This window comes from Marinobacter sp. PE14, assembly GCF_053566155.1.
The window spans coordinates 1,044,923-1,065,913 of the sequence record NZ_JBQXNY010000002.1 but is presented as its reverse complement, the minus strand read 5'-3'; the positions used below and the strand labels follow the sequence as shown (position 1 = coordinate 1,065,913).

Annotated in this window: 18 protein-coding genes; 11 read left to right on the top strand and 7 right to left on the bottom strand. The window is 57.4% G+C overall.

The window, feature by feature from the left end; genetic code table 11:
* The 7 genes from ACWJ62_RS10630 to ACWJ62_RS10600 all read left to right on the top strand — a co-directional run.
* On the top strand, nucleotides 1-778 hold a 778-nt coding region (locus tag ACWJ62_RS10630; RefSeq protein WP_449286145.1), incomplete at its 5' end, for a DUF3426 domain-containing protein.
* Between the two features lie 224 nt (nucleotides 779-1,002).
* Complete coding sequence (gene dusB, locus ACWJ62_RS10625; protein WP_449286144.1) at nucleotides 1,003-2,001, top strand: tRNA dihydrouridine synthase DusB; 999 nt, start codon at nucleotides 1,003-1,005, stop codon at nucleotides 1,999-2,001.
* Entirely contained in the window at nucleotides 1,998-2,315 is a 318-nt protein-coding gene (fis, locus tag ACWJ62_RS10620) for a DNA-binding transcriptional regulator Fis (RefSeq protein WP_449286143.1), read from the top strand. Before dusB ends, fis begins: the two co-directional genes overlap by 4 nt.
* A gap of 78 nt (nucleotides 2,316-2,393) precedes the next feature.
* Nucleotides 2,394-3,974, top strand: a complete 1,581-nt coding sequence (purH, locus tag ACWJ62_RS10615) for a bifunctional phosphoribosylaminoimidazolecarboxamide formyltransferase/IMP cyclohydrolase (RefSeq protein ID WP_449286142.1) — start codon at nucleotides 2,394-2,396, stop codon at nucleotides 3,972-3,974.
* Between the two features lie 116 nt (nucleotides 3,975-4,090).
* Nucleotides 4,091-5,377 carry a phosphoribosylamine--glycine ligase gene (gene purD / locus ACWJ62_RS10610; protein WP_449286141.1) on the top strand — a complete coding sequence of 429 codons (1,287 nt, stop codon included), beginning with the start codon at nucleotides 4,091-4,093 and terminating at the stop codon, nucleotides 5,375-5,377.
* A gap of 123 nt (nucleotides 5,378-5,500) precedes the next feature.
* Complete coding sequence (locus ACWJ62_RS10605) at nucleotides 5,501-6,439, top strand: alpha/beta fold hydrolase (RefSeq protein ID WP_449286140.1); 939 nt, start codon at nucleotides 5,501-5,503, stop codon at nucleotides 6,437-6,439.
* 109 nt (nucleotides 6,440-6,548) lie between these two features.
* A complete protein-coding gene (locus tag ACWJ62_RS10600) occupies nucleotides 6,549-8,123 on the top strand; it encodes a cation:proton antiporter domain-containing protein (protein ID WP_449286139.1) in 1,575 nt (524 codons plus the stop codon).
* Between the two features lie 26 nt (nucleotides 8,124-8,149).
* On the opposite strand, the gene senA is transcribed toward ACWJ62_RS10600, so the two are convergent.
* A complete protein-coding gene (senA, locus tag ACWJ62_RS10595) occupies nucleotides 8,150-9,517 on the bottom strand; it encodes a selenoneine synthase SenA (protein ID WP_449286138.1) in 1,368 nt (455 codons plus the stop codon).
* A 69-nt stretch (nucleotides 9,518-9,586) separates the two neighbouring features.
* Complete coding sequence (locus ACWJ62_RS10590; protein WP_449286137.1) at nucleotides 9,587-11,401, bottom strand: SLC13 family permease; 1,815 nt, start codon at nucleotides 11,399-11,401, stop codon at nucleotides 9,587-9,589.
* Between the two features lie 288 nt (nucleotides 11,402-11,689).
* Between ACWJ62_RS10590 and ACWJ62_RS10585 the strand changes: the two genes are divergently transcribed.
* Nucleotides 11,690-13,066 carry a sigma 54-interacting transcriptional regulator gene (locus tag ACWJ62_RS10585; protein WP_449286136.1) on the top strand — a complete coding sequence of 459 codons (1,377 nt, stop codon included), beginning with the start codon at nucleotides 11,690-11,692 and terminating at the stop codon, nucleotides 13,064-13,066.
* Between the two features lie 12 nt (nucleotides 13,067-13,078).
* A complete protein-coding gene (locus ACWJ62_RS10580; RefSeq protein ID WP_449286135.1) occupies nucleotides 13,079-14,152 on the top strand; it encodes a transporter in 1,074 nt (357 codons plus the stop codon).
* Nucleotides 14,153-14,170: 18 nt separating this feature from the next.
* Here ACWJ62_RS10580 and ACWJ62_RS10575 read toward each other — a convergent pair whose 3' ends face one another.
* From ACWJ62_RS10575 to ACWJ62_RS10555, 5 genes are all read right to left on the bottom strand, one after another.
* Nucleotides 14,171-14,662: a hypothetical protein gene (locus ACWJ62_RS10575; RefSeq protein ID WP_449286134.1), complete on the bottom strand. Its 492-nt coding sequence runs from the start codon at nucleotides 14,660-14,662 to the stop codon at nucleotides 14,171-14,173.
* A gap of 5 nt (nucleotides 14,663-14,667) precedes the next feature.
* Complete coding sequence (locus ACWJ62_RS10570) at nucleotides 14,668-15,360, bottom strand: C39 family peptidase (RefSeq protein ID WP_449286133.1); 693 nt, start codon at nucleotides 15,358-15,360, stop codon at nucleotides 14,668-14,670.
* 12 nt (nucleotides 15,361-15,372) lie between these two features.
* Complete coding sequence (locus ACWJ62_RS10565; protein WP_449286132.1) at nucleotides 15,373-15,723, bottom strand: hypothetical protein; 351 nt, start codon at nucleotides 15,721-15,723, stop codon at nucleotides 15,373-15,375.
* A 54-nt stretch (nucleotides 15,724-15,777) separates the two neighbouring features.
* Nucleotides 15,778-16,902, bottom strand: a complete 1,125-nt coding sequence (locus ACWJ62_RS10560) for a hypothetical protein (protein ID WP_064229873.1) — start codon at nucleotides 16,900-16,902, stop codon at nucleotides 15,778-15,780.
* 375 nt (nucleotides 16,903-17,277) lie between these two features.
* Nucleotides 17,278-18,870 carry an isocitrate lyase gene (locus ACWJ62_RS10555; protein WP_449286131.1) on the bottom strand — a complete coding sequence of 531 codons (1,593 nt, stop codon included), beginning with the start codon at nucleotides 18,868-18,870 and terminating at the stop codon, nucleotides 17,278-17,280.
* A 278-nt stretch (nucleotides 18,871-19,148) separates the two neighbouring features.
* On the opposite strand from ACWJ62_RS10555, the gene ACWJ62_RS10550 reads away from it, so the two are divergent.
* Together ACWJ62_RS10550 and ACWJ62_RS10545 are read left to right on the top strand one after the other, a co-directional pair.
* Nucleotides 19,149-20,642 (top strand): DUF1538 domain-containing protein, encoded by a 1,494-nt coding sequence (locus ACWJ62_RS10550; protein WP_449286130.1) that lies wholly within the window; start codon nucleotides 19,149-19,151, stop codon nucleotides 20,640-20,642.
* Nucleotides 20,639-20,989, top strand: coding sequence for a transcriptional regulator (locus ACWJ62_RS10545; RefSeq protein WP_449286129.1), 351 nt, complete (start codon nucleotides 20,639-20,641; stop codon nucleotides 20,987-20,989). The genes ACWJ62_RS10550 and ACWJ62_RS10545 overlap by 4 nt, the downstream gene beginning before the upstream one ends.
* The last annotated feature ends 2 nt before the right edge of the window (nucleotides 20,990-20,991 follow it).

The following is a 20,991-nucleotide window of genomic DNA, read 5'->3' as shown; positions in this document are numbered from 1 at the left end:
CCCCGAGCCAGCCCCCGAACCCGAGCCCGAGCCTGAAGAAACCTCTCCCGAACCTGAGCCCAGGCCAGATCCCCGCCCTGAGCTGAGCTTGGAGGAAGAACCGGTGTTTGAGCAGACCGGAACACCCTCTTCCGCAGCGACCCGGCCGGCCAAAGATTCCGATCCGTTCGATGACTTTGTGGACGAATCCGGTTTCGATTTCGATGAGCCGGAGCGACCGGCCGACGCGTTCCATGCTGAACCGCCGTTCCGGGATCTACGCCGGGAACCGGTTGCTGTCGATTCTGGTGGAAGTGGCGTCCGCACGATCGTGTGGAGCGTGATTGTCCTGGGCCTGATCGGTGTTCTCATCGCCCAGGTAACCTGGTTCCAGTTCGATCGACTGTCGGCCATCCCCGAGCTGCGCCCCTTCTATGAGAAAGGCTGTGAACTGGCCGGCTGCGAACTCAAACCGCTGATCAATGTGGAAGCCATCCAGAGCCGGAAACTGGTGGTACGGACGGATCCGGATAATCGCTCGCAACTGGTGGTCGATGCCGTGATCATCAACCGGGCCGACTTCGAGCAACCCTTTCCCGCCATTGCCCTAACCTTTTCCAATCTGAATGGGGATGTGGTGGCACAGAGCCTGTTCACGCCTGAGGAATATCTGGCAGGCGAAGGCCGGGAGCTGGACGCCATGCCCACGGATACCCCCGTTCGCATCGCCATCAACATTCGGGATCCGGGCCGTGACGCGGTGAATTACAACATCCTATTCCGCCCCCACGCACCCTGATGCAGTAAGCAAGTATTTACTCGACAGCCATTCCCGACGGCCATCGCACAGAACAAAAGTCAACCAGAAAGGGCGAAAAATAATCAGTTTTTTCACCGCCCAGCCCCTTCAATCATGGTCCACCCGGCGGTATCATTACCGCCCTTCGGATGCTGGATCGGTCACTTATTGAACAACCGCTCAGCCCGACCTTTGCTTAACCCGCTGTGACACGGACTCAGATCATGCTGCCAACGGCAAAAATCGGGCCGTACACCTTGCCCAACCCCTTGATTGTTGCGCCCATGGCTGGCGTAACAGACCGCCCTTTCCGTCTTTTGTGCCGGAGGTTGGGCGCGGGTCTGGCGGTGTCGGAGATGGTCATAGCGGACAGCAAACTCTGGCATACGCGCAAATCACAGACCCGCCTGAACCATGAGGGCGAGCCTGAGCCCCGCTCGGTGCAGATTGCCGGGGGCGATCCGCAAATGCTGGCCGACGCCGCCCGTCAGAATGCGGAATTCGGTGCCCAGATCATCGACATCAATATGGGCTGCCCGGCCAAGAAGGTCTGTAACAAGGCCGCCGGTTCCGCCCTGATGAAAGATGAAGACCTGGTTCGCGACATTCTGGAGTCGGTGGTTCAGGCGGTTGATGTCCCAGTCACCCTCAAGATGCGCACCGGATGGGATCGGGACAACCGCAATGCACTGGTTATTGCCCGAATGGCGGAGAATGCCGGCATTCAGGCTGTGGCCATTCACGGTCGGACCCGTGCGGACAAATACGAGGGCAATGCCGAGTACGACACCATCGCCGATGTGAAATCCCGCATCAGCATTCCGGTGTTTGCCAACGGGGATGTTACATCGCCTGAAAAAGCCCGGGACGTACTTCACCATACCGGTGCAGACGGCCTTCTGATTGGCCGCGCTGCCCAGGGCAGCCCCTGGATTTTCCGGGAAATCCAGCATTTCCTGGAAACCGGCAGCCACATGGCCGCACCGGAGCTTGATGAGGTCGAGGATATTCTGACCGAGCATCTCCAGGCGTTGCATGCTTTTTATGGTGAGACCATGGGCGTGCGTATTGCCAGAAAACACGTGGGCTGGTACCTGCAGTCCCACGATCCGGGTAAACAGTTCCGCAAACGCTTCAACGCGATCGACGATGCGCTGGAGCAGAGAGACACGATTCAACGGTATTTTGCAGGCTTACGAAATGGAGAGGTATTCGCAGCATGAGCGCTGAGACTTTGGCAAACGACAACCTGAGCACCCCCGCCAACGATGATATCCATCAGTTGCAGACGGTGAACAGCAGCGGCAACAGCGTCACCCTGCGCGACAGCGTTGAGGTTGCCCTGAAAAACTACTTCGCCCAACTGGACGGCGCTCCGGTGACCGAGGTCTACCAGCTGGTGCTTTCCGAAGTGGAAGCTCCCCTGCTTGAACAGGTGATGAAATACACCCGCAACAACCAGACCAAGGCCTCCACCATGCTGGGCCTGAACCGCGGGACCCTGCGCAAGAAGCTGAAGCAGTACGGTCTGCTATAATCCAGACAATTGAAAAGGGCCTCCCGGACACCATTCGCGAGGCCCTTATTCGTTCATCTCCAGCGAAGAAAGTGACCCATGGCAAACCAGGCTAACACCTCCGTCCGTCGCGCCCTGATCAGCGTGAGTGATAAAACCGGCATCGTCGCGTTCGGCCGTGCCCTGACCGAACGCGGCGTCGAGCTGCTCTCCACCGGTGGCACCTACAGGCTCCTGAAAGAAAACAGCATCCCGGTAACCGAAGTCTCCGACTACACCGGCTTTCCCGAGATGATGGATGGCCGGGTAAAAACCCTGCACCCGAAGATCCATGGCGGTATTCTCGGGCGCCGGGGCACTGACGATGCGGTGATGTCCGAGCATGGCATCAGCCCTATCGATATGGTTGTCGTCAATCTCTACCCCTTCGAGGAGACCGTGGCAAAGCCGGACTGTGATCTGGCGACCGCCATTGAGAACATTGATATCGGTGGTCCCACCATGGTTCGCGCCGCCGCCAAAAACCACAACGACGTCGCCATCGTGGTCAATGCCAATGATTACAGCCGGGTTCTGAAAGAACTGGAGGCCAACGATGGCCAACTGAGCTTCAGCACCCGTTTCGATCTGGCCGTAAAAGCGTTTGAGCACACCGCTGGCTACGATGGCGCCATCGCCAACTACCTGGGCGGCCGCACGCCGGATAACGACAACGCTGATTTCCCCCGCACCTTCAACGCCCAATACGTGAAGGTCCAGGACATGCGTTATGGCGAAAACCCGCATCAGCGCGCCGCGTTCTACGCCGAGCGCAACCCGAAGGAAGCCTGCGTGGCCACGGCCAAACAGCTTCAGGGCAAAGAGCTCAGCTACAACAACGTGGCCGACACCGATGCCGCCCTGGAATGCGTGAAGCCTTTCGCGGATCCGGCCTGCGTGATCGTCAAACATGCCAATCCTTGTGGTGTGGCGATCGGCGCCGATATTCGTCAGGCCTACGACCTGGCGTTCGCCACCGACCCCACCTCGGCTTTTGGTGGCATCATCGCCTTCAACCGTGAGCTGGATGCGGAAACCGCCAAAGCCATCATTGATCGCCAGTTTGTGGAAGTGATCATCGCACCCACCGTGGCACCGGAAGCGGTGGAACTGGTAGCCGCCAAGAAAAACGTGCGCCTGCTGGCGTGCGGCGAGTTTGACGGTGACCGTGCCCGCTCCATGGATTACAAGCGTGTGACCGGTGGTCTGCTCGTTCAGGACCGGGACCTGGGCATGGTGGCCATGGAGGACGTCAAGGTGGTGACGGAGCGCCAGCCCTCCGAGCAGGAACTCAATGACCTTCTGTTTGCCTGGGAAGTGGCCAAGTACGTCAAGTCCAATGCCATTGTTTACGCCAAGGCCGGTCGCACCATCGGCGTCGGTGCTGGCCAGATGAGCCGGGTCTACAGTGCTAAGATTGCCGGAATCAAGGCCGCTGATGAAGGCCTGGAAGTGAAAGGCTCGGTGATGGCCTCCGACGCCTTTTTCCCGTTCCGGGACGGCATTGACGCAGCCGCAGCGGCGGGCATTACCGCCGTTATCCAGCCTGGCGGGTCCATGCGAGATCAGGAAGTGATTGACGCGGCCAACGAACACGGCATCGCCATGGTCTTCACCGGCATGCGTCATTTCCGGCATTAAGGGAAGATTTGAGAGTGTCGGATTACGCCGTTGGCTAATCCGACCTACGATCTGAAGCTCGAATACAGTAGGTCGGATTAGCCAACGGCGTAATCCGACAACACAGGAATACGCTCATGAATATTCTGGTTATTGGCTCCGGCGGCCGTGAACACGCCCTGGCTTGGAAAGCCGCGCAATCCCCCAAGGCAGACCGTGTTTTTGTGGCGCCGGGCAACGCGGGCACGGCACGGGAAACCGGCCTGGAAAATGTCGACATCGATGTGATGGACCTGGACGGCCTGGCCAACTTCGCCGCCACCAACCATGTCGGCCTTACCATCGTCGGCCCGGAAGCGCCGCTGGTTGCAGGCATCGTGGACAAGTTCGAGCAGCGTGACCTGAGGGTTTTCGGCCCGAGCGCCGGCGCTGCCCAGCTCGAAGGCTCCAAGGCTTTCACCAAGGATTTTCTGGCGCGCCACAAAATCCCGACAGCTGGCTATGGCAACTTCACTGATGTGGACGAAGCCCTGGCCTATGTTCGCAAACAGGGCGCTCCGATCGTCGTCAAAGCCGATGGCCTCGCTGCCGGTAAAGGCGTGATCGTTGCCATGACCCTGGACGAAGCCGAAGATGCAATCCGCGACATGCTGGCCGGTAACGCGTTCGGCGATGCCGGCAGCCGTGTAGTCATCGAGGAATTTCTCGAAGGCGAAGAAGCCAGCTTTATCGTGATGGTGGATGGTGAGAACGTACTGGCCATGGCCACCTCCCAGGATCACAAACGGGTGGGCGACGGCGACACCGGTCTCAATACCGGTGGCATGGGCGCCTACTCGCCGGCCCCGGTGGTGACCGCCGATGTTCATCAACGCATCATGGATGAAGTGATCTATCCGACCGTGCACGGCATGGCGGCCGAGGGCTATCCCTACAAGGGGTTCCTCTACGCCGGCCTGATGATTGATAACAGCGGCACCCCCAAGGTGATCGAATTCAACTGCCGCTTTGGCGACCCGGAAACCCAGCCGATCATGCTGCGCATGAAGTCTGACCTTGTAGAACTGTGCGACGCGGCCATCGACGGCAAGCTGGACCAGTGCGACTCCGAATGGGATGGCCGCGCCTCCGTCGGTATCGTGCTGGCAGCCGGTGGTTATCCGGGTAGCTATAACAAGGGCGATGCCATTTCCGGTCTGCCGGAGACCGAGACCGAGGGCGAGAAGGTGTTTCACGCCGGCACCCGCCTTAACGGTGACCAGGTGGTCACTAACGGCGGTCGGGTGCTCTGTGCCACGGCGCTTGGCAATACCGTTACCGAAGCCCAGAAACGGGCCTACGAACTGGCCTCACGGATCCAGTGGAACGGCGCCTTCTATCGCAAGGACATCGCATTTCGGGCCATTGCCCGAGAACAGTCCTGACCCCGACTAAAAGGGGCTGAACCAGTCCTCGAAAACGCAGCCCGGTCATTGACCGGGCTTTTTTATGGAGTAATGTAAACGCCTCGCAACGGATGCCGATGAGCCGGCCGACAGGAGCCCCAGATGCAACGCCCTCTTCCACTGAACCTTGTTTTCATTCTGACTGTCTCACTGCTGCTGAGCGCCTGCTCACGCCAGGGCATTTACGAGACAGCCATCGGGTTTGAGCGGTCCTCTGCAGGCCTGGAGGCGGATACCGTGGCTGTCGATAACCTCGAGATCGCCTATCTGAGAAATCATCAGGCGGTTGATGGCGACACTATCGTGATGATCCATGGCTTCGGGGCCAACAAGGACAACTGGACCCGTCTGGCAGGCCACCTGACAGACGATTTTAATGTCTATGCAATCGACCTGCCCGGGCACGGTGACAGCAGCAAACCCCTGGATATCGGCTACCGCCTGGAAGACCAGACAGGCTACGTCGCGCAGATTCTGAAGGCACTGTCCGTAGATAATGCCCACATTATGGGCAACTCCATGGGTGGTGCGATTACCGCACTCTACGCCGCCAACTATCCCGAAAACGTAAAATCGGCGGTTCTATTCGACCCTGCCGGCATTCTGGATTATGAAAGCGAATTGGTGGATCTGGTGATGGAGGGAGACAACCCCCTGATCCCGAAACAGCCTGGAGATTTTGAACGGCTCATGGAGTTTGCCCTTGAGAAAGAGCCCTTTGTGCCATGGCCGATCATGGGCGTGATGGAAGAGCGGGCCATCGCCAACCAGGAAGTCAACGAGGTCATTTTTGCGGCCATTCGTGATGCCGGTTTCGAGTCGGAATTCCGCAATGCGATCACCCGAATTCAGGCCCCGGCCCTGATCATCTGGGGTAAGGAAGACCGGGTTATTAACTACCGAAACGGCGAGGTGTTCGCAGCAGCAATCCCGGATGCCAGGCTTGAACTGATGGAAGGCATTGGCCACGCACCGATGGTGGAGGCCCCGGCCGAATCAGCAGAACTGTTCCGAACCTTTATCGGCCAGCCGGCTGAGTGAGGTCCATTTGAACAATAGTTTCCGCTTTCCACCTTTATCGACTACAAGGGCACGTCAAAACAGGGTAGCCTAGCAACCATTGTGCTTTTGACGTCCGAACTGATACCCCATGCCTGAAGCGATCTGGATCACCTTTGCCTTCGGCCTTGGCCTGCTGGTCAAGCTTGTTGGTCTCCCTCCTCTTGTTGGCTATCTGGCTGCCGGCTTTGTGCTCAGTGGCATTGCCGAGGCAACGGGTGTGGTAATCGAGGAGACCGATGTTCTCCAGCACATCGCGCACCTTGGCGTACTCCTCTTGCTGTTCACAGTGGGGTTGAAGCTGAAGCTCCGATCCATCGTCAGCCCTGAAGTGATTGGCGGCAGCCTGCTGCACTTCGGCATCACCTGCGCGGTGTTCACCCCCGGCGTGTACCTTCTGATGGACCTTGATTGGTCGACTGCACTGATGCTGGCCATCGCTTTGTCATTCTCGAGCACGGTGCTGGCAGCCAAAGTGCTCGAATCCAAGCGGGAACTGCGGGCGTTCCACGGACGAGTCGCCATCGGCATCCTGATCATGCAGGATCTGATCGCCCTGGTCGTCATGAGCCTTGCCGCCGGCAAGACACCCTCCGAGTGGGCGCTGATTGTGTTCGGGCTCCCGCTGCTTCGACCTCTTCTGTTCAGGTTGCTGGATGCCAGTGGCCACGACGAACTGCTGGTGCTTTTGGGATTGCTTCTGGCGCTCGTTGTCGGCGGGCTTGGCTTTGAGGCAGTCGGTCTCAGCTCGGAGCTTGGCGCGCTGGTTTTCGGTGCCATGCTGGCCAATCATCCTCGTTCCCAGGAGCTCTCCAAATCGCTCTGGAGCGTCAAGGAAGTGTTCCTGGTGGGTTTTTTCCTGCAGATTGGCATTGGCGGTCTGCCCGACGGGGATGCGCTCATTTTCGCGATCATTGCGGGGCTGGTCCTGCCGCTGAAAGGCATCCTGTTCTTCTTCCTGCTGCTGGCCTTCCGTTTACGGGCCCGCAGCGGTTTCCTGAGCGCCCTGGCACTGACCAACTACAGCGAATTCGGCCTGATTGTGGCAAGCGTTGCCTTGCCGGAGTGGCTGGTACCTCTGGCAATTTCGGTGTCGCTGTCGTTCCTGGTTTCAGCCCCGATCAACCGGTTTGCGCACGGCCTTTATGAACGTTACTCCCAGGATCTCAGCCGCTTTGAAGGCAGCAAACATCATCCGGATGAACAACCGATTTCGCTCGGGGACACCCGCGTCCTGATCATGGGCATGGGGCGGACAGGGACCGCAGCCTACGACTGGCTCTGCGAGGATCAGCCCAAACTGATGGGCCTGGATTCCGACCCTGCGAAAGCCAGTCAACACCAGAAAGAAGGTCGCAACGTGGTTTTTGCTGATGCTGAGGATGCTTCCTTCTGGAACGGGTTGCACATGCCTGCAGTGCAGTCGGTGATCCTTGCAATGGGTGACATAGAAGGCAAGCTGATCGCCGCCCGAATGCTGCGCAAACTGGGTTTCAAGGGTTTTATCGTGGCCCACACCATGTACGAAGATGAGGCGAAACAGATTCGGGAAGCCGGGGCAGATGAAGCCTATCTGACCATGAGCGAAACCGGCGTGGCCCTGGCCAGTCACCTGATCGATAAAAAGCCCGCCAAACCATCCCTGGTTATGGGAAAGTCCGAGTAATCGAGCCAGCCAGCGCAGTGCGCTGGTCAGCCTCGTTCAAGCGCACAGGTTCGGAAACCGGTATAGACGTCGTTTCGAAGCGGCAGGTATGCCTGCCGATAGGTGCCTCTGATCAGGCAGGACGATGTTGCACAACTCCCACCTTTGGTGACTTTGTGATCGCCGAACTGCAGGGTGGACATGAACGGATACATATCCACCTTGAAACCGTCGTAAGGCAGAAACTGGTCACTGGTCCACTCCCAGACGGTACCGGTCATCTGGCGGCAGCCAAAGGGACTGTCTCCCTCAGGAAAGTCGAACACCGGGTTCTGCGCCATGGCGCGCCCATTGAGATCCGCCAGCTGTTCGGTCGGAGCCGAGTTGCCCCAGGGAAAACGCCGGAACGGCTCGCCCGGGCGATTGCCCAGAGCCGCCACTTCCCACTCGTATTCCGTTGGCAGCCGACGCCCTGCCCAACGGCACCAGGCCTCCGCCTCCCAGAATGTCACGTGAGTGACCGGCGCATCCGGATTGAGCGGGTGCCAGCGATCGAACACCCGTTCCTGCCACTGCTCATCATGCCAGCGCCAGTAAAGCGGGTGGCGGGGCGTCCGTAAAAGTGGCTCGTCACTGCCGTGAACCAGGGCAACATCGGTCTCGGTCTGGAGCCATTTCCGCCCACCAAAAGACCAGAGCTCTGGCCGCCGGTAGCCACCGTCTTCCACAAACTCCATGAAGTCCCGGTTGCTGACCAGGCATTTTGAAATCGCGAACGACTCCAGCTTCACGGTAAACCATGGCTTTTCATTGTCGAAGGCGAAATCGTCACTGGCATACTGCTCGGACTCACCCGGCATCCCGATCAACCACTCTCCCGCGGGAATCACCACATCCCCCTGATGAGGATCTCCGGGCGCCGGTCGGTACAGATCGGTGCCGGGCGGTGCGGGGTAGCCAACGGTCTGGCGGCACCAGATCATCGACTCAATGTGCATGTTCTGGTGGTAGATTGCGTAGCGATAGAGGTAACGGGCCTGATCGGTTAACGGCTCTGTCTCGATCCGCTCGGCAACGCGGTCATAGATCTGATTGAAGTAGTCGAGGGTTTTCTCCCGCCCGGGAAACAGCTCCCGGTTCCAGCGATCCCGGTGCTCGATATGGAAGGAGTCCCAGAGATCGTCCATTGAGGGATCATGGCTGGGCGTGCCGTCCAGGAGGTTGAAGAGGAACACCTCGTAGAAGAAGGCGGCGTGGCCCATTTCCCAGAGCGGCGGATTGACGCCCGGATGGTAAGGAACGTCCAGCGCGGTCTCGGGAAGAGAACACACGAGAGTCTCGGTACGCTTCCTTGTCCATTCAAGCTGATCCAGCAATTCCGCCTTTGCCCGATCTATTCGCTCAATCGCTGTCATCGTGGCGACCACTCATCAAAACAGGAAACAAACAGCATAACAGAGAGTCCAGACGCGGGTTAAACGGCGTCACGCCCAGACCGCCAGAATGACCGGCACCGCCACCAGGGCCACGAGGAGAGACAGCGGCAGCCCCAGACGCCAGTAATCCCCGAAACGATAACCTCCGGGCTCCATGACCAAAGCGTTGGATTGATGCCCTACCGGAGTCAGAAAGGCGCAGGAGGCGCCAACCGCCACCGCCATCAACATGGCATCGGCGGCAATGCCAAGCTGCGCGGAAAGACTCAAGGCAATGGGGGCAACCAGAATGGCAGCTGCCGCGTTGTTGACAACGTTCGACAGCAGCATCGTGCCCGTCAGGATAATAGTAACAACCACCCAGGCATCGCCTCCGGAGCCCACCATCAGCATCCAGGACGCGATCAATTCTGCCCCACCGGTGGTCTCGAGAGCCTGCCCCACAGGAATCATGGCGGCCAGCAGAACGATAACAGGCCAGTCAATCGCCCGGTAGGCTTCCTGGTTGCTGAGTACATTGCTGAGAACCATGACCACGGCGCAGGCCACCAGCGCGACGGGGGGCGACAACCAGCCGACGACGATCAACGCGATGGCGGCGATGAAAAGGCCACCAGCCAGAAGGGAGTTGCGCTCCCTGCCAAACCGGAGACCCCGCTCGGCCAGGGGCAGGCAGCCGAGCCCCTGAAGCGTGACCCGCAAGGTTTCCTCCTCGCCCTGGACCAGAAGGATGTCGCCGGCCTGAAACCGAATATCACCCAGGCGTCGCTGCAACCGTTGGCCCTGACGCGCAATCGCAACGATGTTGAGACCATTCTGCTCGCGAAGATTGAGCCTGTTGGCGGTTTTTCCGATCAAACCCGATTCCGGCGTGATGACCGCTTCGATCAAACGCACATCGCCCTCGGAGAGGGATTTTTCGCCCGGCTGTTCCGGCTCTGTTTCGTCCTGACCGGACGCCTCCGACGAGGCTTCCTCCACGTTCGCCAACTCGAGCCCGGTGCTGTCCAGAAAGTCCTGCAAGGCATCGGTATCCGCTTCCACCAGGAGCAGATCGTCGCCGCGCAGGACGGAGAACGTTGAGGGTGCCAACGACCGCTTGTCATCCCGGATAAGCGCCAGAACCACGACGTCCTTCTCGGCATCCGCGCGCGTCAGAAGCCCATGAAGGGTTGCCCCGACGTGGGAGGAATCCTCCGGTACCCGGAGCTCGGTAACATAGTCGCCCACACTGAACAGTTTGCCACCGTCGTCGGGTTTACCTCGCCGCGGCGTCAGCCGCCATCCGACCAGCGTGATAAAGCCAATGCCCGCCAACGTAATGGCAAGGCCTACCGGCGCGAAATCAAACATGCCAAAGGAACCCGTTTCCCGGTAACTGGCAATGATGATATTCGGAGGCGTGCCGATCAGGGTCATGGTCCCGCCCAGCAGGGAGCCAAACGCCAGGGGCATCAGCAGCAGCGAGGGAGACCGCCCGGCTTCCCGGGACATCCAGATCGCCACCGGCATCAGAAGTGCAAGCGCACCGACGTTGTTGATGAAGCCCGAGCACAGGGCCACTACCGAGGTCAGCATCAACACCTGTAGCGTTGGCCGGTGCCCCACTTTACCGAGCAAGCGAGCCAGGCGGTCAACCACACCGCCGTTGACCAGCCCCTGGCTGATCACCAGAACCGCCGCCACCGTGACAACCGCGGGATGGCCAAAGCCGTCGAAAAGTTGGTCCACCGGCACGATTCCGGCAATCGAGACAGCAAGAAGCGCGAGCAGGGCGACCAGATCGAACCGGATTCGGTTCCAGACGAACAACACCAGGGCGATACCCAGTATCGAAAAAACAATAGCCTGACTGGCGCTCACTGTACCTCCATGACTTTGCCCACTGCACGGCCGCTCCACGGCCTGTGTCGGCATACTTTACAGGAAGCTCGGCAAGGCAGAAGCAGCTGCTCATAAGCTCCTGAAAGGTCTGCAAGTATATAAACTGGCATATAAACTGAATGTCCGCCAGCAGGAGTTTTTGCCTGTTTCCCCCAGCCGTATGCGGTCACAGGGCAGTGATCGGATCGAGCAGTTCCGGTATTACCAGCATTTACTGAACGTTCAGCAGTTCGTTTTTTTCAAGGCACATTCTCTGGGAGAGTCGCCATGAAGGAAAAACGACCGCTTGTTTGGTTGTCGGCGGTGTACCCGGCTTTAGCTGCCAGCGGGCCCTTGCTACGGGACTGGCAGCTTATTCATGTTCCCCCGACAGACAAACCCTGCGCAGGCGAGAGGTCCGGCAGTGGGGCCAGAGTTGGCGTGTTTGACCTGGGCTCCCTGAAAGGGGATCAACTGGCCCACTTGCCCGAGTGGCTGGACACGATTCCGGTCCAGCACTGGGTTGCTACATTGGAACCTCATCAGATCCAGAGCCCGGAAATCTGTGCTCTGATCAACCGTTACTGTAAGGACTACCATACACTTCCGCTACAGGCCGACCGACTCAATGGCATTCTCGGCCACCTGTGGGGTATGTCTGAGCTTCAGGCGAAGGCGTCCCGAGCGAAACCCGCCTGTTATCACGACGTAGCTCTTGAGGGTGAGTCGCTGGCGATCCGGCAGGTCAGAGAGTTATTGCGGAAATTTGCCCGCACTGAAGAATCCGTAATGATCTATGGCGAGAACGGAACCGGCAAGGAAGCTGCCGCCCGTTACATTCACGACAATTCGCCACGCAGAAACAAGCCGCTGATCGCAGTGAACTGCGCAGCCCTGCCCCGCTCTTTGACCCAGAACGAGCTCTTCGGCCACGAAAAAGGGGCATTTACCCATGCCATGAGTGCCCAGAAAGGTCGAATTGAAGCGGCCAATGGCGGCACTCTGTTATTGATCGGTGTCGATGAGCTTTGCTCAGAACAACAATCGGCCATTCTGCGTTTCCTCCAGGAGGGCCTGATTGAGCGCCTGGGCTCCAATCATCCCATCAGCGTCGATACCCGGCTCATTGCGACAAGCACGAAGCCGCTCGAACAGCTGGTCAAGACCGGGGCGTTCCGAAGCGATGTGTTTTACCGGCTTGGAAGCCTGCATGTGTTGTTGCCACCGTTGCGGGAACGCAAGGAAGACATTCCTGCTATTGCCAGTCGGATACTCTCGGCCACACCCTCGGCTAAAGCCACCAGGCGCCTCACTGACGATGCATTGATTTGTCTGGCTGGCCACCCCTGGCCAGGCAACCTGAGGGAGCTGCAGAACCGCTTGCGCCAGGCATTGTTGCTGGGAGAAAGCCCACAGATCGGGGCCGAAGACATGGGTTTCACCGCCATCTCAACCGATAACCACGACCGCAGCCGAGAACTCTCACTGGACGCTTTTCGATCGAGAGCGGACAGACAGGCGATCTCGGTAAGTCTCGCGCTTGCCCACAACAACGTGTCAGCAGCCGCCCGGCTTCTGAATATTTCAAGGGTTTCGCTCTACCGGCTGATGGATAAGCACCGAGTGCCTCATGGCACATCAACCCGGCCGCAGAAAGACAACTGAAGGAGTTTCCCAATGAAAAAAAACACACTATGGCTCATCCCGCTTGTTTCTCTGGGCTACTCCATGTTGGCAGAAGGCGCTCAGGCCGACGAGGATGCGTCGGCCGCCCCGACGAGTGTCCGGGCAACAACTGACGAAGGCCACGACCCGGCAACCGATATTGCCTCCATTACCGCGGACCGGGGCATCGTCACCCGGCCGGGCCGGTTTACCATCGAACCATCCTTTTCCCATGCCCACAGCAACTCAACGGCAGTCGCGATCGAAGGTTATACTGTGATCCCTGCCCTGCTGATCGGACTGATCAATATTTCCGAGATTCAGCGTGATATTTTTGTCGGTGCCATGTCACTCAAATACGGCTTCACCAGCAAATTTGAGGCGGCGGTCCGCGTGCCTTACCTCAGCATCAATGAGGATTTGAGAGAGCGTGAGGTTTTTCAGGGCACACCGGTGGATACACTGCGCGAATCCTCTGGCGAGGGTCTCGGTGATGTTGAAGTTTCAGCCCGTTACCAATTAACCGACGGCCTGGGCGGCTGGCCCTACGTGATTGGCGCGCTGCGCGTAAGAGCGCCAACCGGCGAGGGCCCCTACGACGTTGACCAGAGGGTCATTGAGGATAATCAGGGCAATCCGATTGGCATCGAACTGGAAAGCCGGCCAACAGGTTCAGGCTTCTGGGCATTCGAACCCGGACTCTCATTCATCTACCCGACCGACCCGGCCGTGTTGTTCGGCAACCTGAGTTATGTCTGGACCCTTAAAGAGGAGCAAGGCTTTGAAAACGGAGGCACTGTCGACCCCGGCGATATCGTACGTTTTGGCTTCGGGATGGGATTCGCCTTTAACGAACGCACGTCGTTCAGCCTGGGCTATGATCACTCCGTTATCCGAAAAACCACGTTCGAGAGGAACATTGATCTTTTTGAATCCAATTTCGACCGAATTCAGATCGGATCGCTGTCATTCGGGTTGTCTCAGCGTTTAGCGCAATCCACATCCCTGAGCCTAACGGTAAGCATTGGCGTTACTGAAAACGCGCCTAACAGCGAGATTACACTCAAGCTTCCGATCAGTCTCTAGGGAGGAATTGATAATCTCTCAGCGGCCAAGCAACTGAATCAGTTGATCACTGAACCGGGCCGGGAGCTGATTACCAGCACCCAGATTGTTCAGCTCGATATTCAGCTGGTGCATATTCTGTATCACAGTGCTATCCAGGCTGTTCTGAACCACCGTCATCCAGCCGTTGGGACCCGCCATATTGCTGGCTACCCGTGCACCGCCGCTGCGGTTCGCACTGATCACCTCCAATACGGTCTCCATCTGGTGATCCGGCAAACGATCATTGACGGGCTGGTTAAGGTTGGGAATGGTCAATCGGTTGATAACCAGGGTGTCACCGTTAATACCAACAATTTGCTCCAGACCGATACTGATCTCCAGGTTATCCATCAGGAAGCCGCCACGATACTCCGAAAGCTCCGTGTCACTGATGGGGTCAACCCCGGGATTCAGTTCGGCCCGGGTAACCGGCGATAAGGTTGTGCAGGCAATAGCCAGCAATGCGACCTTAGGCATCCTGCCCTTCATGATTATCACCATTCCCTCGTTGAGGGCCAGTACGGCAGCGTGTGGCCGAGAGATGGTCCACCGAGGCCTTTTTCCAATGGCGCCCTGGCCACCTGGGGCCAACGACCATCGGCGAGAAAGTGATCGCGCCCCCGATCAAGATGACTGCGAATTACAAAGGCGGTGCCATCCCAGTACTCGCTGAATTTTGCGTAAGAATAGATTTTCAGACCCCGGGCGGGGTCTCCTATCAACACCTCGTCTTCACTGATGCCCTTGATCAGCACGAAATGACGGAAACCCTCAATGTTCAGCAACACAATCATCGGCAGGCGAACCTTCTCCCTGAGCCCGGCCAAGGGCAAGCGGAATCCATCAGCCTGGTACCCTCTGGATGCCAGGTAGCGCTTCATATCGAGCATGGAGAACCCATGCCGGCGCACCTTTTCCTCATCTGCCAACGCCAGCATTTCAATGAAAACATCGTGTTCGCTGACCTGATCCTCGTAATGAAAGCTCAATAACGAGGCGACCGCTGCGGAGCCACAGCTGAAGTCGTACTGCTGTCGCAGGACACTGTCAAAGCGACGGCTTTCGAAACTGTTCACCGTAAGCCGGATATCACCGCCAATACCCGGCACCATGACCGAGCCGGCAAATGCGGTGGACCATAGCAGCCCGGCACTCGCGCAAACCGCGACAAGAACCTTCCTGGTCATGGTCCACCTCCGTCAGTGATTGATCAGTATGTTGATCTGGGTACTGTCCTGAATGACCACCTGATTACCCGTGTTCTGGATAACAGTGGCAACCCCGCTCATGTTGCCGAACGCGTTGTCGGAAATACTGTTATTCCCGGTGACAACATTTCCGGACAGCAGGTTGTCGGAGACATTCGCATTCTGCTGGTTATTGTTAACCTGCAATTGCATCGAAACTCCCTGGCGACCACTTGCATCCGCCAACTGATCCTCCGTCAGGGTCATGGCATCCATCCACTGCTCGGCCGAAACAAATCCCGATGTTCCGAGCAACAATGCCAGCAAGGCAGCCTTCAGTTTCCCTCTGATGACGTAACCCATGGCAGTTCTCCCGGAATAACCGGGCCGCACCCGTTTAGATGCGGCCCGGATTCCTTACTGGCCGGTGGACAGGTTGGACATTACACTGACATTCGCCTGTGTAACGTTGCCATTGCCTGCATTCTGGGCAAAGGCGCCAACACCGGTGAAGTTCGCTGAACCGCCAGAGATTTCATTGCGGTTCCGGGCATCGGTGTAGGACGCTCTGCCGTTGGCATCGCCGTAGGTGGTTGAGGCACCCGATACACTGCCGTCCAGATCAGCGTTGTTCAGGAACACATCCAGATCCAGAGCCAATGAGTTATCGGAGCTGTCGTTTCCACTGTCGGAGATAGTGGTATTCCCGCTATCGGCAATGTTGGTTGAGTTGTCGGAGCTGTCATTGCCACTATCCGAGACGGTGGTATTACCGCTATCGGCTACATTGGTGGAGTTGTCGGAATTGTCGTTTCCGCTATCCGCGACGTTCGTGGAATTATCAGAGCTGTCATTCCCACTGTCTGCCACATTGGTGGAGTTGTCGGAGTTATCATTTCCGCTATCGGCCACCGCGGTGTTGCCGCTGTCAGCAACATTCGTGGAGTTGTCGGAATTGTCGTTTCCGCTATCCGCGACGTTCGTGGAGTTATCGGAGCTGTCATTCCCGCTGTCGGCGACGTTGGTGGAATTATCCGAACTGTCATTCCCACTGTCGGCCACACTAATAGAGTTGTCCGAACTGTCGTTCGCACTGTCTGCCACATTGGTGGAGTTGTCGGAGTTGTCATTTCCGCTATCAGCCACGGCGGTATTACCGCTGTCAGCAACGTTGGTGGAATTGTCCGAATTGTCATTGCCGCTGTCGGAGATCTTGAACGAATCAGCCACATCGGTGCTGTTGTCGGAATTGTCGTTCGCACTGTCCGCAACATTCGTTGAGTTATCGGAGCTATCCGTGGAGTTGTCGTTGCCACTGTCGGCAATCTTGAACGAATCAGCCACGTCAGTGCTGTTGTCCGAGTTGTCAGTGGAGTTGTCGTTACCGGAGTCAGTGTTGCCAGATTGGTCGTTGTTGGCGGTTGAGGTGTTGTCCGCATTGGTATTCGGATCTCCATCTCCGCCCTGGTCCGCATAGGCAAAACCGGAAACGCCCATTGTCATTGCGATGGCAGCTGCTAGCAGTGTTTTTTTGGTGTTCATGATGTCATTTCCTTTGAAGTTATTGGCTTTTAAGGGATCCGACCCAACCCGCTAGCCTTCGGGTAAGCCAAGGTTCAGACCCGCCACAACAAACGAGCGATTCCCGTGCCAGAATCCGTAAACCAACTCCAACTAGATGTTTTTGCTAACCTTTATAAAGATCACTCCAGACTTGGCAGGGCGTAGGGACAGGAAAACTGTTTCAGGAATGAAACAGGGAGGACGCAGGGAAAACAGCAAACCGGCTGTTTATATCTTTTTTTCAGATACTTACGGAAAATCAGCGGTGTCAAAAAGAAAAACCCCGCGCCAGGCGGGGTTTTCTGGTTTGAAGCGAACCCGTAGGGCTCGCTTCAGCAACATCCGAACCGTCGATTAACCGAACTGGTTCATCGTGTTGTCTTTACCACCGGCCTTCAGGGCCGCGTCGCCAGCAAAGAATTCCTTGTGGTCATCACCGATGTTGGAACCAGCCATATCCTGGTGCTTAACGGTGGCGATGCCCTGACGGATTTCCTTGCGCTGTACACCGGCAACGTAGGCCAGCATGCCTTCGTCACCGAAGTAGCCCTTGGCCAGGTTGTCGGTAGACAGAGCCGCAGTGTGGTACGTCGGCAGGGTGATCAGGTGGTGGAAGATACCCGCTTCGCGTGAACCATCACGCTGGAAGTTACGGCACCATTCGTCAGCCAGCTGACCCAGCTCGGTGTTGTCGTACTCTTCGCTCATCAGCTTCGGACGGTCGTAGGCAGATACGTCCTTGCCTTCTTCCTGCCATGCGTCGAATACCTGCTGACGGAAGTTCAGAGTCCAGTTGAAGGACGGGCTGTTGTTGTAAACCAGCTTGGCGTCAGGAACCACTTCCTTGATGCGGTTAACCATGGCAGCGATCTGGCCAACGTGCGGCTTCTCTGTTTCGATCCACAGCAGGTCAGCGCCGTTCTGCAGGCTGGTGATGCAGTCCAGCACAACACGGTCTTCGCCAGTGCCCGGCTTGAACTGGAACAGGCCAGAAGCCAGACGCTTAGGACGAACCAGCTGGCCCTTCTGCTTGATCACAACGTCGCCGTTGTTGATGTCTTCAGCTTTCTCGATCACTTCGCCATCGATGAAGCTGTTGTACTGGTCACCCAGATCGCCCGGCTCTTCGGTTACGGCGATCTTCTGGGTCAGGCCAGCGCCCAGGGAGTCGGTACGGGCAACGATAACGCCGTCATCAACACCCAGTTCGAGGAACGCCAGACGAACGGCGTTGATCTTGGACAGGAAGTCGGCGTGGGGAACAGTTACCTTGCCGTCCTGGTGACCGCACTGCTTCTCGTCAGACACCTGGTTCTCGATCTGGATGCAGCAGGCACCCGCTTCGATCATCTGCTTGGCCAGCAGGTAAGTCGCTTCGGCGTTGCCGAAACCAGCGTCGATGTCGGCAATGATCGGCACAACGTGAGTTTCGTGGTTGTCGATCTGCTTGATCAGCTCTTCCGCCTTGGCGTTGTCGCCGGCATTCTCGGCTTCTTCCAGGGCACGGAACAGGTGGTTGAGTTCCCAGGCATCGGCCTGACGCAGGAAGGTGTAAAGCTCTTCGATCAGGCCAGATACGGCCGTCTTCTCATGCATGGACTGGTCAGGCAGCGGGCCGAACTCGGAACGCAGGGCGGCAACCATCCAGCCAGACAGGTACAGGTAACGACGCTTGGTAGTACCGAAGTGCTTCTTGATGGACAGCATCTTCTGCTGGCCGATGAAACCGTGCCAGCAACCCAGGGACTGGGTGTACTGAGCGGTGTCATTGTCGTAGTTCGCCATGTCTTCACGCATGATCTTTGCGGTGTACTTGGCGATGTCCAGACCGGTCTTGAACTTGTTCTGGGCGCGCATGCGAGCGGCGTGCTTCGGGTTAATGGCGTTCCAGGTCGGGTGCTGCTTCAACAGGGAAGCGATCTGGTCAACGTCTTGTGCGTAGGGCATGGTCTCAATCCTTTCTACGTTGGTTTTCTAAGTCGATGCGGAGAAGCGTACAGCCACTTCCGAAGCCAACAACCTGCTCACTTTTTGAGCGAAGCGCTGACGTTGATGGTTACTTTAGTGGTTTCAAATTTATAATTGAAATTTATATGATCTATTTTCAGCATTTTCCTGGTGAATGGTAAGAAGCCCTCATTCTTGAGTTGGATCAACACCGGAACAGTGGCTATTGTTACTGTTACCAGTGAGCAAGTCTTACCCGAACCGATCAGGCGCAAACAGTGTTCTACCTGCGAGCTTTCAGCCACTCCCTTGTGCACGCCCTGAAGAACCTGTTTCCGATCATCGCCGTCGTTGTTTTCTTCCAGCTCGTTATTCTCCGGCAAATTCCGGACAACACGCTTGCAATGGCAGCAGGTCTGCTTATCGTGGCTGTCGGCGTTGCCCTGTTCCTCCAGGGCCTTGAGCTGAGCATTTTCCCGGTCGGCAAAAGCCTGTCCAATCAGTTTGCCCGTAAGGGCTCTGTGCCGGTTCTGCTCTCGTTCGGTTTCTCAATGGGCTTTTCTGCTGTGGTGGCAGAGCCGGCACTGATTGCCGTGGCCCAGCAGGCGGAGGAAATCAGCGAGGGCAAGATAAAGGCCCTGACGCTCAGGATGCTGGTGGCCGTTTCCGTCGGCCTGGTCGTTGCCCTGGGCGTGTTCAGAACCATATTTGGTTACCCGCTGCACTGGTTCATGATCATCGGCTACATCGTGGTGGTGATCATCACCTGGTTCGCGCCACCCGAGATTGTTGGTCTTGCCTACGATTCCGGTGGCGTGACCACCAACATCGTCACCGTTCCCCTGATCGCAGCTCTGGGCATTGGCCTGGCGGCTTCCATTCGGGGGCGCACCCCCCTGTTGGACGGTTTCGGACTGGTTGCCCTCGCCGTGATGGTTCCCATGATTACTGTTCAGCTTTACGGGATTGTTGTCTACTCCGGTGTGACCACCGATCCAACCACGGCACCAACCCTCATACACAATGGAACCGCCGATCAGACTCCCGTTCTGCTAACCATGCTGCTCGATCTTGCTGGCATGATCCGGGATGTACTCCCGATCATTATCACTATCCTTTTTTTCCAGTACCTGGTGTTGCGCCGGGGGCTCACCAACCCGCGCAAGATCCTGTTCGGGTTTGCGTTGGTGGTGCTGGGTCTCTATGCCTTCGTGGTCGGCCTGAAACTCGGCCTGTTCCCGATCGGCACCAGTATGGCCCGGCAACTGATGAGCATGGAGGGCTTCGTCTTTGTCTATCTCTTCGCCTTCATGATCGGATTCGCCACCACCATGGCCGAACCCGCGTTGATCGCAATCGGACACCAGGCGGAACAGGCGGCCGCCGGTACCATAAACGGCAATGCCATCAGGATTATTGTGGCGGTCGGAGTCGCTGTGGGGATCACACTTGGCGTCCACCGGATTATCAGTGGCGATTCAATTCACCATTACATCATTGGCGGCTATATTCTGGTCATAATCCTGACCGCGCTGGCCCCGAGATACATCATCCCACTGGCGTACGATCTTGGCGGGGTTACCACCTCCGAGGTTACCGTACCTCTGGTAACCGCACTGGGTATTGGTCTGGCCAGCAGCATTGAAGGCCGTAACGTGCTGATCGACGGGTTCGGCCTGATTGCCTTCGCCTCCATCTTTCCGATTGTGACGGTGATGAGCTACGCCATCATTGTTGAAATGCTTGCCAAGCAGAGGAAAACAGACTCATGAAATTTTCGGTTCTGGTAGCAATTGTTCCAGAGGATCAGGAGCAGGAATGCGTTAATGCCGCGAGAGACCTTGGCGCCGGTGGTATCACGGTGATCCCCGGCCGCGGTATCAGCAACACCGCGAAGAAAACCTTCTTCGGCCTGACCTACGACGGCAGCCAGAGTGTTCTGCTGATGGTGCTGGAGAAGGGCCTCTCGCTCGATATTCTGAAGGTTATCCAGAAAATACTCATGCCCGAGCATAACGATTCCAGGGGACTGGTGTTCACGCTTCCCCTCGAACACCTGGGCGGGATCGACATGTCCCAGGTCGCAAAATTCGAACAACATCTGAAAGATTCACTGTAACC